13 protein-coding genes are annotated in these 16,656 nt (G+C 41.1%); 9 read left to right on the forward strand and 4 right to left on the reverse strand.

Annotated features, from left to right (window positions below; all coding sequences use genetic code 11):
• Positions 1-40: 40 nt before the first annotated feature.
• The 6 genes from C0V70_RS02300 (at position 41) to C0V70_RS02325 (ending at position 6,688) form a co-directional block, all read left to right on the forward strand.
• Positions 41-1,339: a glycine--tRNA ligase gene (locus C0V70_RS02300; RefSeq protein WP_102245435.1), complete on the forward strand. Its 1,299-nt coding sequence runs from the start codon at positions 41-43 to the stop codon at positions 1,337-1,339.
• 45 nt (positions 1,340-1,384) lie between these two features.
• A complete protein-coding gene (gene ppdK / locus C0V70_RS02305; protein ID WP_102242251.1) occupies positions 1,385-4,051 on the forward strand; it encodes a pyruvate, phosphate dikinase in 2,667 nt (888 codons plus the stop codon).
• A 55-nt stretch (positions 4,052-4,106) separates the two neighbouring features.
• Entirely contained in the window at positions 4,107-4,511 is a 405-nt protein-coding gene (locus C0V70_RS02310; protein WP_102242252.1) for a hypothetical protein, read from the forward strand.
• Between the two features lie 110 nt (positions 4,512-4,621).
• Positions 4,622-4,984 (forward strand): VOC family protein, encoded by a 363-nt coding sequence (locus tag C0V70_RS02315; RefSeq protein WP_102242253.1) that lies wholly within the window; start codon positions 4,622-4,624, stop codon positions 4,982-4,984.
• 103 nt (positions 4,985-5,087) lie between these two features.
• Positions 5,088-5,999: a serine hydrolase gene (locus C0V70_RS02320; RefSeq protein WP_102242254.1), complete on the forward strand. Its 912-nt coding sequence runs from the start codon at positions 5,088-5,090 to the stop codon at positions 5,997-5,999.
• A complete protein-coding gene (locus tag C0V70_RS02325) occupies positions 5,999-6,688 on the forward strand; it encodes an SIMPL domain-containing protein (protein WP_102242255.1) in 690 nt (229 codons plus the stop codon). Before C0V70_RS02320 ends, C0V70_RS02325 begins: the two co-directional genes overlap by 1 nt.
• A gap of 34 nt (positions 6,689-6,722) precedes the next feature.
• Here the strand turns inward: C0V70_RS02325 and C0V70_RS02330 are convergent, their stop codons facing one another.
• The 4 genes from C0V70_RS02330 to C0V70_RS02345 all read right to left on the reverse strand — a co-directional run bounded on the left by C0V70_RS02330 (position 6,723) and on the right by C0V70_RS02345 (position 12,132).
• Positions 6,723-7,262, reverse strand: coding sequence for a hypothetical protein (locus C0V70_RS02330; RefSeq protein WP_102242256.1), 540 nt, complete (start codon positions 7,260-7,262; stop codon positions 6,723-6,725).
• A gap of 111 nt (positions 7,263-7,373) precedes the next feature.
• Positions 7,374-8,024 carry a hypothetical protein gene (locus tag C0V70_RS02335; protein ID WP_102242257.1) on the reverse strand — a complete coding sequence of 217 codons (651 nt, stop codon included), beginning with the start codon at positions 8,022-8,024 and terminating at the stop codon, positions 7,374-7,376.
• Positions 8,025-8,039: 15 nt separating this feature from the next.
• Positions 8,040-10,520, reverse strand: a complete 2,481-nt coding sequence (locus C0V70_RS02340) for a hypothetical protein (RefSeq protein ID WP_102242258.1) — start codon at positions 10,518-10,520, stop codon at positions 8,040-8,042.
• A gap of 1 nt (position 10,521) precedes the next feature.
• Positions 10,522-12,132, reverse strand: a complete 1,611-nt coding sequence (locus C0V70_RS02345; protein WP_102242259.1) for a hypothetical protein — start codon at positions 12,130-12,132, stop codon at positions 10,522-10,524.
• Positions 12,133-12,239: 107 nt separating this feature from the next.
• Here C0V70_RS02345 and C0V70_RS02350 point away from each other — a divergent pair, with 107 nt between their 5' ends.
• From C0V70_RS02350 to metK, 3 genes are all read left to right on the forward strand, one after another.
• A complete protein-coding gene (locus C0V70_RS02350) occupies positions 12,240-13,688 on the forward strand; it encodes a UDP-N-acetylmuramate--L-alanine ligase (RefSeq protein ID WP_102242260.1) in 1,449 nt (482 codons plus the stop codon).
• Positions 13,689-13,690: 2 nt separating this feature from the next.
• The gene (locus tag C0V70_RS02355; protein ID WP_102242261.1) at positions 13,691-15,382 is read left to right on the forward strand and encodes a hypothetical protein; all 1,692 of its coding nucleotides are present in this window, start codon (positions 13,691-13,693) and stop codon (positions 15,380-15,382) included.
• Between the two features lie 100 nt (positions 15,383-15,482).
• Positions 15,483-16,637 (forward strand): methionine adenosyltransferase, encoded by a 1,155-nt coding sequence (gene metK / locus C0V70_RS02360; protein ID WP_102242262.1) that lies wholly within the window; start codon positions 15,483-15,485, stop codon positions 16,635-16,637.
• Positions 16,638-16,656: the final 19 nt, after the last annotated feature.

Genomic DNA, 16,656 nt, shown 5'->3' on the forward strand with positions numbered 1-16,656 from the left:
TGGAGAATTAGCCGTGTCTAATGAAAGCAATTTAAAATCAATGAGTGATTTAGTGGCCCTGTGTAAGCAACGTGGATTTATTTTTCAATCATCAGAAATTTATGGTGGATTGAACTCATGTTGGGATATGGGTCCTTACGGAGTTGAGTTAAAAAATAACTTAAAGAACCGTTGGTGGAAAGCGATGACTCTTCGTCAGGATGTTGTAGGTGTTGATGCTTCAATTCTTATGCACCCGACAGTTTGGAAAGCTTCAGGACACGTTGATGGTTTCTCTGACCCAATGGTTGACTGTAAAGTTTGTAAAGAAAGATTCAGAGCGGACAACATCGACATGACTAAACCATGTCCGAAGTGTGGATCAAAAGATTCATACACAGACGTTCGCCAATTCAACTTAATGTTTAAAACTCAAATGGGAGCGATGGAAGATACGTCTTCTATGGTTTACCTAAGACCAGAAACGGCTCAAGGGATTTTCGTAAACTTCCTTAACGTTCAAACGACGATGAGAAAAAAATTACCATTCGGTATTGCTCAAATCGGTAAAGCATTTAGAAATGAAATCACTCCAGGTAACTTCATTTTCAGAACTCGTGAGTTCGAACAAATGGAAATGCAATATTTCGTAAAACCAGGAACACAAAAAGAGTCAATGGAAGCGTGGAAAGAAATCCGTTGGAAGTGGCACCTTGAAAACGGTCTGCGCGCAGAGAAGATCAAGTGGGCACCACACGGACCAGACTCACTCGCTCACTACGCTGACGCTGCAACAGATATCGAATACGAATTCCCAATGGGATGGGGAGAGATGGAAGGGATCCACTCTCGTACAGATTTCGACTTAAAACAACACCAGGAATACTCTGGGAAGAACATGAACTATGTTGATCAAGTCAACAACGAAAAATATCTTCCGTACGTAATCGAAACTTCGGTTGGTGCTGATAGATGTTTACTAGCGATCATGTGTGACGCTTACAGACTAGAAAACGAAGGTGATGCGGACAAGGAAAGATCAGTAATGAAATTCCACCCGGCCCTTTCTCCAATCAAGACAGCAATTCTTCCGCTTTCTAAAAAATCAGAACTAGAAGAAGTGTCGACAAAGCTATTTGAAGATATCGGTGGCGTTTATAAATCAGAATACGATGTGGCGGGTACAATTGGAAAACGTTACAGACGTCAGGATGAAATCGGAACTCCATTCTGTATTACAGTGGACTTCGATACACTAAACGATCATGCTGTTACAGTTCGCGACCGCGATACAATGGTTCAGGAAAGAATCGCGATTGCTAACGTACAAAATTACTTAAAAGATAAATTTAAATTTTAGTTTAAGGCCTCAATTAATCGAGGCCTTTTTAACAGAAGGGAAAGTATGACAAAACAATGGGTGTATCTCTTTAGCGCAGAAAAGACGGAAGGGAACAAAGACATGAAAGATCTTCTTGGTGGAAAAGGTGCAAACCTTGCCGAGATGTGTTCTTTAAAACTGGCTGTTCCTCCAGGATTCACAGTTACGACAGAAGCTTGTCTGGATTATGAAAAAAATGAAAAAGCAATCAACCAAGACGTAAAAGCTCAGGTGTTGAAGGCCATTGCAGAAGTTGAAAAACTGACTGGAAAAAAATTCGGTGACAATGCCAATCCACTACTTTTCTCTGTTCGTTCAGGGGCCCGCGCTTCAATGCCAGGGATGATGGACACAGTTTTAAACCTTGGTCTTAACGATCAGTCGGTTTTAGGTTTAGCTAAACTAACAAACAACGAAAGATTTGCCTGGGACTCATACAGACGTTTCATCCAGATGTACGCAAACGTTGTTATGGATTTCAATATCTCGCTTCTTGAAGCGACGATGGAAGATTTAAAAGAAGCTCGTGGTGTTCACGATGATACTCAGCTTTCAGCTGGGGATTTAAAAGAACTAGTGACAGTTTTCAAAAAAATCATCCTTGAAGAGTCAGGGGAGTCTTTCCCGACTGATCCAATGGAGCAGCTATGGCTGGCAATCGCAGCCGTCTTTAACTCTTGGGGAAATCCAAGAGCTGTGAAGTACCGCGAGATCTACGACATCCCTCATACGTGGGGAACAGCCGTTAACGTTCAGTCGATGGTTTTTGGTAACATGGGCGATGACTGCGCAACAGGTGTATGTTTTACTCGCGACCCATCTACTGGAGAAGCGAAGTTTTTCGGTGAGTACCTCATCAACGCCCAAGGCGAAGACGTTGTAGCAGGGATCAGAACTCCTCAACCGATCAACAACTTCTCTAAAAACGACTCGAACAAAAACTTCAAGACTTTAGAAGAAGCTATGCCAAAAGCATTTGCTGAACTAACTGAAGTTTACAAGAAACTCGAAGGTCACTACAAAGACATGCAGGACATCGAGTTTACTATTGAAAACAAAAAACTTTATATCCTTCAGACAAGAAACGGAAAGAGAACAGCAGCAGCTGGAATCAAGATTGCCGTTGATCTTGTAAGTGAAGGGATCTTAACAAAACAAGAAGCTCTTCTTCGTGTAAACGCTGAAGACCTAAACCAACTTCTTCACCCTCGCCTGGACCCGAAAGCAACTAAGAAAATGATTGCAAAAGGTCTTCCAGCGTCTCCTGGTGCTGGAGCTGGTATTATTGCTTTCTCTTCTGAGCGCGCTCACACGCTTGCAGAAGAAGGGAAAAAAGTTATCCTGGTTCGCCAGGAAACATCACCAGAAGACATCGCGGGTATGGTTGCTTCTCAAGGGATTCTAACAGCTCGTGGAGGGATGACTTCTCACGCGGCGGTAGTTGCCCGTGGAATGGGGAAACCATGTGTCGCTGGATGTTCTGCTCTTATGATCGACTACGCTGCCGGGACATTGACAGTTGATGGGAAACGCTACAAAGAAGGCGATTCACTGACAATTGATGGTGGAACAGGAGAAGTTATCGAAGGAATCGTGCCAACAATTGATGCTGCTATCACAGCTGACTTCGCAACTTTCATGCAATGGTCTGATGAGTTCAGAAAACTTGGCGTAAGAACAAATGCTGACACTCCAGAAGATTCAAAAGTAGCAGTGAAGTTCGGAGCTGAAGGGATTGGTCTTTGTCGTACAGAACACATGTTCTTTGAAAAAGATAGAATCCTTGCTGTTCGTGAGATGATTTTCGCCAACACACTTGAAGACAGAAAAAAAGCACTGGCAAAAATTCTTCCTTTCCAAAGAGAAGACTTTGTCGGGATTTTTTCTGCGCTTAATGGTCTTCCGGTAAATATTCGTCTACTGGATCCACCTCTACACGAGTTCCTTCCTCATACAAATGAAGAAAAGAAAGAACTTGCTGATAGCTTAGGTCTTGATATGAAAACGATTGAACACAGAGGCGAGCAGCTTCATGAGTTCAACCCGATGTTAGGACACAGAGGATGTCGTCTAGGAATTACATTCCCGGAAATCTACCGCATGCAAGTTCAGGCCATTGCTGAAGCAGCAGTGATCTGTACAGAAAAGGGAATGACTGTTCTTCCAGAGATCATGATTCCTCTTGTTGCAGTTGAAGGGGAGTTAACAATCCTTAAAGAAGACGCTATCGCTGAAGTTGAGCGCGTGTTTAAAGAAAAAGGAAAGAAAGTTAAGTACAAAGTTGGAACAATGATCGAGCTTCCAAGAGCAGCGATCATGGGTGGACAAATTGCTAAGCACGCTGAGTTCTTCTCGTTTGGTACAAACGACTTAACTCAGACGACGTTTGGTCTGTCTCGTGACGATGCAGGTAAGTTTCTTCCTGAGTACGTTAATAAGACACTGGTCCCAACTGATCCGTTTGTTTCAATCGATCAAGATGGTGTAGGTTTCCTAATGAAACACGCTGTAACTGAAGGAAGAAAAACAAACCCGGATATGCACTTTGGTATTTGCGGAGAGCATGGCGGGGAGCCGAAATCAATTGAGTTTTGTCACAAGATTGGACTTGATTACGTTTCTTGTTCGCCTTACCGTGTTCCAATCGCTCGTCTGGCAGCTGCGCAAGCTGCAATCAAGAACACAAAATAGTAAATATTTAGAAGGCTCGCCTCGTGCGGGCCTTTTTGCGTTTTATGGAGGATGAATGAAGAGAATGATTCTTGCCCTTATGTTGACGGCCTTTTCAGCGAATTCATATGCTGAAAAGTGCGAAGGGTTTAATGCTTGTTCAGAGCTTTTTTCAAAGCTGACAGGAAAAAAACTTTCTATCGACAGCGCAATCTCTGATGAGATGACAATGGCGGTTGAAGACGCTGACCTGACAAAAGAAAATGCTGAAAGTGAGTATGCACTTTACCTGAATAAGAACGTGATTAGTTACTTCAAAAAAAATGGGCAGCTTATTGCTCAAAGAAGTGGTGAATTCCTTTCAGCTCCGATTTATATCGTAAGCAAAGGGAACATGCCTCAAATGTTCAGTAAAGAAGGGTTGGTGACTTTAGTGTACCACTCGCAAATAGACCCGGATAAATTCTCTGCCAAAACCTAAATCAATCAACAAAGTCATTGCTTACAGAGAAAGTAAAATCTTCGTAGTCAGTGACACTTTTGAAGTGGCCCAAAAAGTCATGGAACAAGTTTTTAAAATGGATAAATAATATGATCACAGGGTACAAAGACATTTATTACAATGTTAAAGACATGAAAAAAGCCGTGACCTTCTATCAAGAAGCATTACAGATGTTTGTTGAGACAGGAGATGAGTACTGGACGAGCATGGTGGTGGGTAACCTGTGTTTAGGGCTTCACTGGAATGAAGGCCAGGACGTTCCAAAAACTGTACGCGATAATCACGGGCAGGAAAATGGAGGAACATTAACCCTTTCTTCAGACAATATCGAAGAGGACCGCGCACGTATTGAAAAATACGGCGGGAAAATCCTAAGCGAAAACAAGCAGCCTTGGGGCCATATGCTGGTGTTTGAAGATGTTGACGGAAACATTTTAAAGTTGATGAAGTAATCTTTTTAAACGGCAGGGTGTCCGCAAAGTGGATACACTTCCTGCCGTTTTTCCTATTTTGACCGTGCCGGTTTTTTAAATCCCCATTAAGATAGACGAGAGTATGAAAAACGAATTAATAAATTTAGGCCTTGAACTTTTAGATCAGCAGCACTTCGATTCACTTGCTGTTGGCGTGATTGATTTTAAGAATAACTCATTTGAAAGCTTTGAGATCGCTGCTACGAATGTTGTATCGCCAAAGCCTTACTTATATTTTGACCTGGCAAGTTTAACTAAACCTCTGACGAATTCAGCGGTGAGATTAAAGGAGCCAGGACTTTTTGATGAAAAGAATTCGCTTCTATTAAATCACATTGCGGGCCTGCCAAGCGGAGGGCTTCTCTCAAAAGATACATGGAGAGAAGAGCTCCTGGCCTACGATATTAAATTGTCTCCGACTTTATACTCTGATTACTCATCCCTTCGCTGCATGCTGGAGATTGAAAAAAAGTCGGGGAAAAAATTAAAGGATTTATGTTCGTATTATTTTGATCCTGAAATGCTTCACTGGAAAGAGCTTCCAGACGGGGCCTTTTCACCAGAGTATGGAATCCGAAACAAGCACGTCGTAAGTGGAGAAGTTCATGATAATAATTGCTACAACATTGGCGAGTTTATTTCTCACGCTGGTTTATTTGCGACTGTCGGAGGCCTGTGCCGTTCGCTCCTTAATTGGAATAAGACGATCAAACTAAATGATCAGCTTGCAGAAGCCTTTAAGTCACATAAAAATGAAGACCGTTTTATCCTGGGTTTTGACCATGTCATGGACCCGGAAAATACACTGGCAGGAAAGGGAGCTACGACAAAAACATTTGGTCATTTAGGATTTACCGGAACATCGTTCTGGATAGATCTTGAACAACAAAAAGGTTCAGTCATTCTGACTAACGCCACTCAAACTTACTGGTATGAACGATCGGGATTAACCCATCTTAGAAAAACACTTGGTGAAGCTATCTGGAGGATTTAATGAATTCAGTGTCGAGTTTAGTTGTTGCATTTGGAGTTGCTTTAGGCGGATTTTTTATCGGTAACGGGATTATTCAATTTAAGAAACTAGACCGCGTGGTGGAAGTTAAAGGACTTTCTGAACGCGTAGTGGATGCCAACGAGGCGAGATGGTCACTGACTTACAATGTGGCTTCAGACAACATGAGCGATCTTAATAAGAAGATTAGCGACATTCAAAAGACAACTTTAGCTTTTTTAGAAGCTGAGGGTTTTACAAAAGACGAAATTATTAAAGACGCTGGAAATATCACAGATAAAGAAGCGCAAGAGTACGGTGAGAGAAAAGGCGCGCGTTTTGTGGCCCGTGGTGGATTCGTGGTGACGAGTACAAAAATTGATAAGCTGGTTGCTGCCAGCCAGAAGACCGATGAGCTTTTAAGCAAAGGTGTTGCTCTTTCAGGAAGCCGTGTGAGTTATTACTTTACGGCCTTAAATGATATCAAACCTCAGATGCTGGAAGAAGCGACTAAAAACGCCAGAGCGGCAGCTCAGAGTTTTGCGGCCAATGCTGGTGCAAAGGTCGGAGACATTAAAAATGCCTCTCAAGGGCTTTTTTCAATTGGGTCGCCGATTAATGATTATGATGCTGATTCGTCGCTAAAGAAAAAGGTGAGAGTTGTAAGTCAGGTGATTTTTTACTTGGATTAAAACAAAAAAGGGGCCTCTAAGGCCCCTTTTTATTTTAGTTGTTTTCTAGTTTTTTGATTTCTGCCAGCGAAAGAGTTTTAAGCACAATCCCATTGTATTCACCGTTGTCATCAGTCTGAGCGTCAGCTGATTCACCGATTGTTACCATGTGAGAAACATCAAAGAATCTTCCTGTACCATCGCTTGTGAAACCGATGAAGAATGTATAACCGGCACCAGCAGAAGCCCATCCACCTCTACCAAAAGACGTTCTCACTTCTTTTGTGATTGTCACTTCACCACATCCATCGATCCAAGAATTATCTGGAGTGCTTTCAGCGTCACACATGTCATTTTCAATTTCTTTTGCGATTTTATAAAGTGGAGAAGCAGGGTCTTTTAAAAGTTCGTTAATGAATTTCTCATTTTCTTGAGCATCAACATAACCAGCAGCTTGAGTTCCATCTGTTTCTTCAGTCTTGATAGTAACTGTTGCTTCAGTAGCACTAACTTTTTTATATGTGCGTGTTTCAGTGTCTGCGAATACGTTGTTTGATAGAGTAAGAACTAATAGTCCAAGAGCGAATGCCTTCATAAAGACTCCTAATAGGTTTTGTTTTGTGCCGGCATTATAGAGAGGCTTAGAAAAAAAGGGGAAAAAGGTGGTTTTAGCTGTAAAAATTACAGAATTTGGATAGCTTAATGGTTATTTGTAGGAAGGGATTTTAGTAATTTGCTGACCTTCAATGCGCTCTTTAGTTCCTCTTATAGGACGGTGAAAGATCATTTGAATAGAGTCAGGAAGAACGGTTTGTGATAAACTGGCCGGCACGCGGGTGCTGCCTACATTAATAGTGCGCTCGTCGATTTCTGTTTTTACGATGAAAGGCATTTTGCCTTCATGCGATCGATTCCAAACGGCCATGGTTCTTTCTCCTGTAGTCGGAGTGGCCATAAACTCAGTTTGATCAGGACCAATATATCTGTAGGCGTTTCTTAGAAAAGAGTAACTGCCTTCCAGGTCTGGATGGACAAAAAGTTTGTAATATTTTGTTCCACTCACCACAAGAAAAAGCTGGCCGGTGATCTTTATTTCAAAATCAGAAGAGTATAACATTTTGGTGTCTTCTTCTTGAATCAGGTAGTATGCGAGAGGAAATTTCACGGGCTTTTTATTGGTTAAGGATTCACGTTCAAGCAGCGTGCGTACTTCTTGTGGAAGGGCGTCCTGGGCCGTCAGCTCAGTCACGTGTGCCTTCACCAAATATTTTGATGATTGGGTTGAGATAGTGACATTGCTGTCACAACTTACAACCAAGGCACACAATAATAAGGCCGTGCGGCCGTAGGAAATCATACAGCTCCCCGAAAACTATAAGATCTTCATTAACCTCGACATTGCCTCCATACAAGTTCCGCCAACATCAAGGCCTTTAACTGCGGGGACAGCTCCTTTACCTTGATAGAAAGCTTCCAGAGCGTTTTCCGTCTGGCTTGTAGGAAGAAAATCTAGTGTTACGTTACCGTTATAAGTGACATTTTTGTAAAGACCGGCATTCTTAAATCCTGAAAGTGAATAAATCTTCACCAGAAAATCCGGATCTGTTTTTTCCGGAACTTTTAACCAGACCATGCTTGGATCATCAATGGCCGTTTTAACGTCGATAACTGCAAAAGCTTTCATCTTGTCTAAGAAGGCCTGATTTTCTTTTAACGCTTCTTTCATGACTTTTTCACTTTGTGGGCTTTTTGCTTTAAAAGTCACGGCCAATTTATCTTCTTTAGGGTTCCATGTTCCTTCAACAAGTGACTTGGAGAAGGCCACTTCGAATTCTCCCGCTTCTGGGTAACTCTTTTTCATTTCATGAATCACTTCACCAATTTTCACTAAGCGATCAAGAAGGAAGCTGTCAGTGAAAGAAGCTTTTTTCTCAGCGAAGGCCAGGATCTCCTGTTGAGTCAGGTTCTTATTCCCTTTTAAGCTAGAGTAAGCGTAGTAACGGAAGGCCGGAGTTTTCTTTTCCAGTGTTCTTAAAACTAAATTTTTAATTCCTTCCAATTGTGTTGGAGGAGTGTACTTTGTTGCTGCAGGGATTCCTTTCGAATCTCTTTCAAAAAGTTTTGCCAGAAGTTTGTTTTGTGAATTCTTTCTCTTCGAACTAGTCGCGTGAGCAAGAGTTTCAGTTTCACTTCCTAAAATATCAGAGATTAGAAGGAAGATTTCCAGATTGTCTTTGGGACCATTGAAAATTCTTCTCAGGTAAGACGTTTCAACTTCAACAAACTCAGAACGTGCTTGAGCTTTTGCTAGCCACGCATGGCTTTCTTCAAAAGGAGATCCAACGTGTTCTACAGTTCCACCGTATTTTGCGCCTTCAATTTTCATAGGCTGAGACATCATCTGGAGGGCCGCTTCACCATCTCTTACTTTGGCCGGGGAAACCAGGTCTCCAACTTTGTATTCTTTATTGGCAAAAGCACCTGCTGTTCCCATGTATGTTACGTTTGTGTGGCCGGTATTTTTTAGGGCCTGGGCGATAGGAATAACTTCATCTCCCCAAACGTTAGAAACAACACGCCAGCGAACTGGTTTTCCATCATTTCCTTCAAAAACGTAATCACACATTTCAATGGTAAAGTTGTCATAGTTATAAAGTTTAAACTTACCTGGAAGCATTGAAGGATCTTTTGTAAATTCTGTCTCAAATAGGGCGTAGGCATCTTCGATGATTTTTTTGTCTTTGAAGATTGCCTCGTGTCCACCAACACTGTTCATCATCATAAAGAACTTTTCGCGCTCTTTTGTTCCAAGAGACTCAACCTTTTTTTCAAAGGCCGCACGGTTGCTTTGATAGTAGTTTTTCAGTGCTCCCATTTTCCAGAAGATGTTAAACTTTCCATCAATAGATTCTTTTTGTCCGATGATAACACGGTCTGCTTTTGGAAGCAGGCGAAGTTGCATAGCATGCTCTTCAGCTTTGGCCGCATGAAATTTTTTAATATCACCTTTAACAATCACTTTGCTCTTTAGTTTTCCACCAGAGAAGTTAGAAAGAGAGATCTGGTGAGTTAAGTGGTCTAGACGGTCTTGTCCACCAATATTTGTGATAGCGTAACGGTAAGTTTTTTCACCCGGGTACTGGATGATATAAATTTTGTTGTAGTTTTTAGCAAAAGGCTTAACTTCGTAAAGAAGTTCACCATTTTTATCTTTTAGCTCTTTTAAAAACTCACGGCTGTCCCCAAGGTGGAATTCGATAGGGCGGTTATTCTCGTTAGCTTCCCAAAAGATAGCTCTTGTCGTTCTATTTGAAATATAATGTCCTGAATCCAGAGTCATATCTTCTGGTGCCAGGATTTCCGGATTGAGTACAGTTCCGGCATTGATGTCAGTGCTTGTACTTGGCAATGTCAGCGCGATATCCAGTTTACTAGGAGCTAAGTTGAATGCTTCGTTAAGTTTAGTCTTAAAGAAATTGTAACCCCACTTTAATTGCGTCTGAGTGACACCGTCAGTGAGTTTTTCATCCTTTAATAGGTCCCAAATAATCTTATCGTAGTTGTTGGCATCTTTAAGTGCCTCAGTGTCCAGGTTCATTTTCATGATGTCCTGAACTTCAACACTACGAAGATATTTAATGATCGGTTCAGGAATTTTTCCTTCCTGCGCGACTGAGTATTCATTCAAATAGTATTTGAATTTATCCACAGATAAGTAATAAGCAATTTCCTCAACGCTTGAAGCAGGCAGACGCTCTACAGAAGGAATTGCCATGCCTGGTTTTCCAAACTGCACACTCGAGCAGCTGGTGATGAAGAGAGAGAGAATCAGAAGTAGTGATGTAAATTTCATATCAGTTCGCCATCCAGAAAAGTTCGATGAGGTCCTTGCAGTTCATGTCTCCTTTAGGAGAGATGGGCGGCTTCGGGTCACCTTTCGTTAAGAATTTTTTATAAAAGGTCAGATTGGAAGCGGCCGGGCTTTTCCCCGGAACAGCAACCATGTCAGCGTATTCACCTTTAAAGAAGTCGTAAGTGTTCTTTTTAATTTTAAGCAGAATTTCTTTTTTCTTCGCTTCGCCGTATTCATTGGTAATGAGCTTTTCTAATTGAGCGTCCAGGTAATCCAGGCGTGCATACTTTTTATCTTCTGGTAGAAGATCGATGTCTGCAATACCTACAAGTTCATCAGGAAAAGTATTCAACGGGACAAGATACTCGATTTCATTGTCAAAACTTGAAGCATAATTAAAATTTAAAAGCCTTGGGTCCAACAGATAGGCTGAAACCCTCTCTCCTCCAAAACTATCAGCAATGTCAAAATTTGGTGTGTAGGAAAGAAACGGGCTTCCTTTCGGGTTTTCTGAGTGACGTTTAAAAATTGTGCTGATTCTGGCAGCCTGGGCAAATTCATTACTTCCATCCAACGTTGTCGCAATAAATTTCTCGTTCATTGATTCAAGTGAACGAAGTCTTCTATTCCATGATCCTTGATTTTTAACCATGCCTGATGACATGATGAAGGCCTTATTCTGAGTAATGGCCTCTTTTTGTGTTAGTTCTTTTCCTTTGATCACACCACGATGGATATAGTCCCCATCAAGTCCACGGTAGATTAAAACTCTTTGCTCAAGAGGAACTGGCTTTTCAATAACCTCTAAATACGTTTCCCAGAAGTTTTTTTCAAATGGGGCCATCTCTTCCCAAGGAAGATACTTTTTTAAAATGGAAGCAGCTCCCGCGCGGTCGTTTTTTGCAATAAGAGTTCTGAATTGTTTTGCCTCTGGAGCTTTATCTAAAGCGTCCAGTATACTTTTTCTTTTGGCTTTATCTTTGGCCCTTTGAGCTTTAAGCGCTTTGATTTCAGAAGCGATTATACTTCTTTGATTTTTTATCTCTTTGCTGGCTTTTTGATATTCATCGCTATTGAAAACGCCGTTGTCGATCCCGTGAATGTAGTGCTGTTCGGAATCGCGCAGTTTTAAAAAATTGTCTATTGCAATAGGATCGCCTTGTCTGGCGTTGTAGTACATTTCAAAAACAGCTTGTCTCGTATCCAGTTTGCCGGAGTCCATAATCTTGCTAAAAAAATCCATGAGTGCATAGCTAGCGACATCATCTTGAAGCGCTCCTGGTGCATGATAGATTCTATAGACGAGTTGAGACGTCTTTGGATCAACATCTAATTCCAGGTGGAAAGCTTCACCTTTTGGGAGAGATTTGCTGGCGACGAACTCAGAGCGCGGAATATCTTTTTTGTTATAAGCTCCGAGACTGATATTCTCTGAAATGACTTTCTCAATAGTTTCTTTATGATTTGTTTTTCCCTTCACGGTTGCTGGAAAAGAAAAGGCATTATGAAAATATTCACTATCAACTTGAGCAGGTGAGCGCTCAGTGAAACTTGAACATCCTACCTGAATAAGCAACATGCTTAATACGAATAATGACAATAGATTTTTCATAAGAGTCTCCAACACCTCAGTGTTTCTTCGGTAACATTTGGCTTATGTTTTAGGGTTAAATATGTTAAGATACAGGTAGAATTCACTTATACCTGACAGGAAAACTCATGAATTTAGCAAACAAACTTGACTATAGTGCTTTAAGAAAGCTGCAAAAAGATATTAAGCGAGTGTTTTTTTACAGAGTGTGCGGAACCGGAATGGGAGCTGCCGCTTGTTTGTTAAAAGAAAAAGGATATGACGTTGAAGGTGGGGATATTAATTTTTATCCACCGATGAGCACTTATCTTGAGTCAACTGGTATCCCATTACATAAGCTTGATAAAATCACTCAGGAGTTTTTAAAGTCATTTGACCTGATTGTTGTCGGTAACGTTGTTCCAAATGGCGGACCTGATGCGCGCATGATTGAAGAGCTTGGTGTGAATTTTTCATCTTTCCCAACGGCCATTGGTGCATTGGTTTTAAGTGATGTGAATGTTATCGGAATTGCCGGAACTCACGGTAAAACGACGACAACTTATTTAGCTACACAAGTTTTTGAAAATCTAAATGCACTTCCTGGTTATTTAATCGGTGGGGTCATGGAAGGGCGTCCTTCTTCAAAGCTAGGAAGTGGGAAGTACTTCTTCATTGAATCAGATGAATATGATTCTGCTTATTTCGAAAAGATCTCTAAGTTCAGGTCATACTCTCTTGATAACCTGATTTTAACTTCTCTTGAATTTGATCACGCTGATATTTTTAACTCAGTTGAAGAAATCAAGGATCAATTTAGAGCGGCCATCCCACATATTGAAAAGAAATTCATCATCACATCTGACTATGTGGCAGCGAATGAACTTTTTAGTGAATTCAGCAACGGTGATAAGACTCGTTGGATGAAGTACGGCGAGAATTCTGAGGTTGGACCAAAAATTTTATCGGCCGATCCATCAGGAACAACATTCCAGTTAAAACTTAATAAAGAAGAATACACTTTCCAAACAAACTTGATTGGAAAGCATAACGTTTTAAACCTTGCTGCTGTTATCATTTATGCTCTCACAGAAGGTTTTACTAAAGAAGAAATTGCCAACGCCATCAAAGACCTGCAAATGGTTAAGCGTCGTCAGGAAGTTCGCGGAGTGTATAAAGGTGCTCTGGTGATCGATGACTTTGCTCATCACCCACGTGCAGTTGAATTAACTCTTGATGGAATCATCACAAAATACCCTGGAAAAAATATTCACGTTATTATGGAGCCAAATTCGGCGACAGCAAGAAGTGCGATTTTCCAGAAAGAGTTTGAAGAATCTCTAAGACGAGCAGCTTCGGTTATTTTCACTAAACCAACAAGACCAACAAGTGTTAAAAACGTTGGTGACCTGGACATTTATAAAATCGTTGAAGAAGTTAAGAAATCGGGAAGACCGGGAAGTGTTGTCGGGACCCTTGATGAATTGATGACTGAGATTGAAAAAATCACCGGGCCACAAAACGTCGTACTTATTTTAAGTAACGGAACTTGTCTGGGGCTTTGGGAGTCTGACTTCGTTAAAAATCTTTCTAAATAAGAATGTATTTTTTTGTTCACATCATTTCGCTCTTGTTTGCGTCCCAGGAATTATGGGCGAAGAGCAAACTCGACCAAGCGGTACTGACAGAGTACTTAAAAATCCAAAAAGAGTATGCTGAGACAACTTGTGGACTGGCCACTGAACAGACCTATAAAGACCTGGATGTGAAGTACCGTGGTGACGGGAACTTTATCCCTGTAGCGTTTGATCAAAAAGTAGATCAAAAAACGGTTAAAGCAAACCTCCCTCTAATCAAAGAAAAAATCGCCTGGATTAAAACGCAGTCAGAGTTGATTAAAAAGACTCCAAGTTTTGAAGAAGTGCTACAGATTTTAAAACGAATTGAAAACGAGGTTCAGGTTTTACAAGAAGCCAAGAAAGATTTCTTTTTTGCTAAAACTAACGACCAGAAAAAAGATATTGAAGAACGTGCTCAAAAGCAGTTCGCTCAAATGATGAAGGAAGTTGAAAATCTTAAAAATGCAGCTCCTTACTTGCAGAGTTTTAAATTTCCTCTGGATCATTTGGAGCTTCGTGCAGAATACGAAAAATTTAAAGGAATGAATACGAAAGAAGCCAGGGCAAAAGCGAACTCTATTTATCTTTATCGCCGTATTGTTCAGGATGGTTCTTACGATGAAAACCTGACTCGCAATGATTCTGTTATCCGTGCCGGGTTTGATACACTTTATCTTTCTCTCAATAAAGACAAAAACCGCACATTTTTAACTGATAATGAAAGAGCAGATTTTAAATATGTTCTGACTAATTTTAAAATACTGCTGGATTTAGGTAAGGAAACGCTGGTATCTCGTTATGATGAATGGGCCTCAAGGACAGAGCGCAGTTTAACTTTTTATCAAGACCTGGCCGATGGAAAAAAGATTAAATCAGATGGAGCAGTAAGCGCTGCAGATATCGCTACAATTTTAGAGGATAGGGCCCGCTCTTTATATAATTTAAAAGAATTTGTTTTAAAGAAGGAAGCTGAAGCCTACACATACTGGTCAAAAAAATCAGAGCTCTTTCAATACCTATACGCAATTGAAACGATTCTCTATGCAGAGGTTGGGCGCATTGATGCCCCGGATGCTTTGGAAAGAAGAGATGTGGCCCAAGTTGTGATTAATCGTTTCTCTCATCCGGTTTATAGTGAAATCAGTTCAGCTGATTCCATTTTTGATTACCTCCCAAAAGACATGAAGACCAAGGACAACAAATGGCTCAACGTTCTTTTCAAGGAAGGGGAGTTTTCGTTTACTTATTTTTATATTCCGGGAAACCTTCATATTTACTGTCCTGATATGACTAAAGTGGGCCAGTTCTTGAGAAGAGAAAATGTGCGCATTGCTCTTGAGCTTTTAAATAACCCTCGCAAGAACTTTCCGGCCCTTCGTTATTTTTCGCGCATGAGCATGTACGGTCGTATTGAAATGGACTCTCTGTGGGACGGCTATAAACCTCTGGGTGAAGTACCTGGTAAACTGACCCGCAACACTAAAAAACTCGCGGAACTCTTCAAACAGGATCGCTATAAATTCCTGTATGACTTCACGGTGGCCGATAAGAAAAAGACCTATTTGGTAGTGGAAATCCAGGGAAGGCCCTATGTGGTCGACTTTAGTAACCCTAAACAGGTTTATTACTACCGTAACCCCAATCAATTTCGTTATTTCGCTCCTGTAAAATAGTTGCTCAAGGCCATTAGTGGGTGTATATTCCCACGAAATACACTAGAGTATTATTTATTTAGGTAGGATTTATTTACCTGTAATTTGCGGAGAAACGTTTATGTTAAAAGATTACATCTTTACATCTGAGTCTGTTACTGAAGGTCACCCGGATAAAATCGCTGACCAAATCTCTGATGCGGTATTGGATGCAATGCTAGCTCAAGACCCAAAATCACGTGTTGCGTGTGAAACACTAATCACTACTGGTCTAGTTGTTCTAGCAGGTGAAGTGACAACAAACGCTAACGTTGATTTCCAAAAAATCGTAAGAAGTACTGTGGCGAACATCGGATACGATGATTCAAGAAAAGGGTTCGACGCTCATACTTGTGGTGTGACTGTTGCTCTTGGAAAGCAGTCTCAAGATATCGCTCAAGGTGTTAACGAAAACGAAGGGACGTACCTTGAACAAGGTGCTGGGGACCAAGGTCTAATGTTTGGTTACGCAGTTAACGAAACAGCTAGCTTCATGCCACTTACAATCGATCTATCTCACAACTTAGCTCGTAGACTTTCTGAAGTTAGAAAGAATGGAACTCTTCCACTTCTTCGCGCTGACGGTAAGACTCAAGTTTCTGCTCAGTACGTGAATGGAAAAGTAGCTCGTCTAGATGCTATCGTTGTTTCTACTCAGCACGCAGAAGAAATGACTCTTAAACAAATCGAAGAAGGTGTTAGAGCTGAAGTTATCAACAAAGTTGTTCCAGCTAACCTAATCGATAACAACACTAAAATCTTCATTAACCCAACAGGTCGTTTCGTTATTGGTGGACCAATGGGAGACTGTGGTCTTACTGGAAGAAAAATCATCGTAGATACTTACGGTGGTCACGGAGCTCACGGTGGTGGAGCTTTCTCTGGTAAAGATCCTTCAAAAGTAGACCGTTCAGCTGCATACGCTGCTCGCCACGTAGCGAAGCACATCGTTGCTGCTGGTCTTGCTGAGAGAGCTCTAGTACAAGTTGCCTACGCAATTGGTGTTGCTAAGCCAGTTTCTTTCCTAGTTGATACATTCGGAACAGAAAAAGTTGATATGACTAAGCTAAACGCTGTTATCAACGAAATGTTTGATATGAGACCAAAGGCTATCATCCAAAGACTAGATCTTCTAAGACCGATCTACTCTCAGACAGCTGCTTACGGTCACTTTGGACGCGATCTATTCCCATGGGAAAAACTAGACCGTCTAGAAGAATTAAAATCACACTTCTAATTTCTGATAAAAGGCCCTC

It is taken from the genome of Bacteriovorax stolpii (assembly GCF_002872415.1).
GTDB lineage: Bacteria > Bdellovibrionota > Bacteriovoracia > Bacteriovoracales > Bacteriovoracaceae > Bacteriovorax > Bacteriovorax stolpii.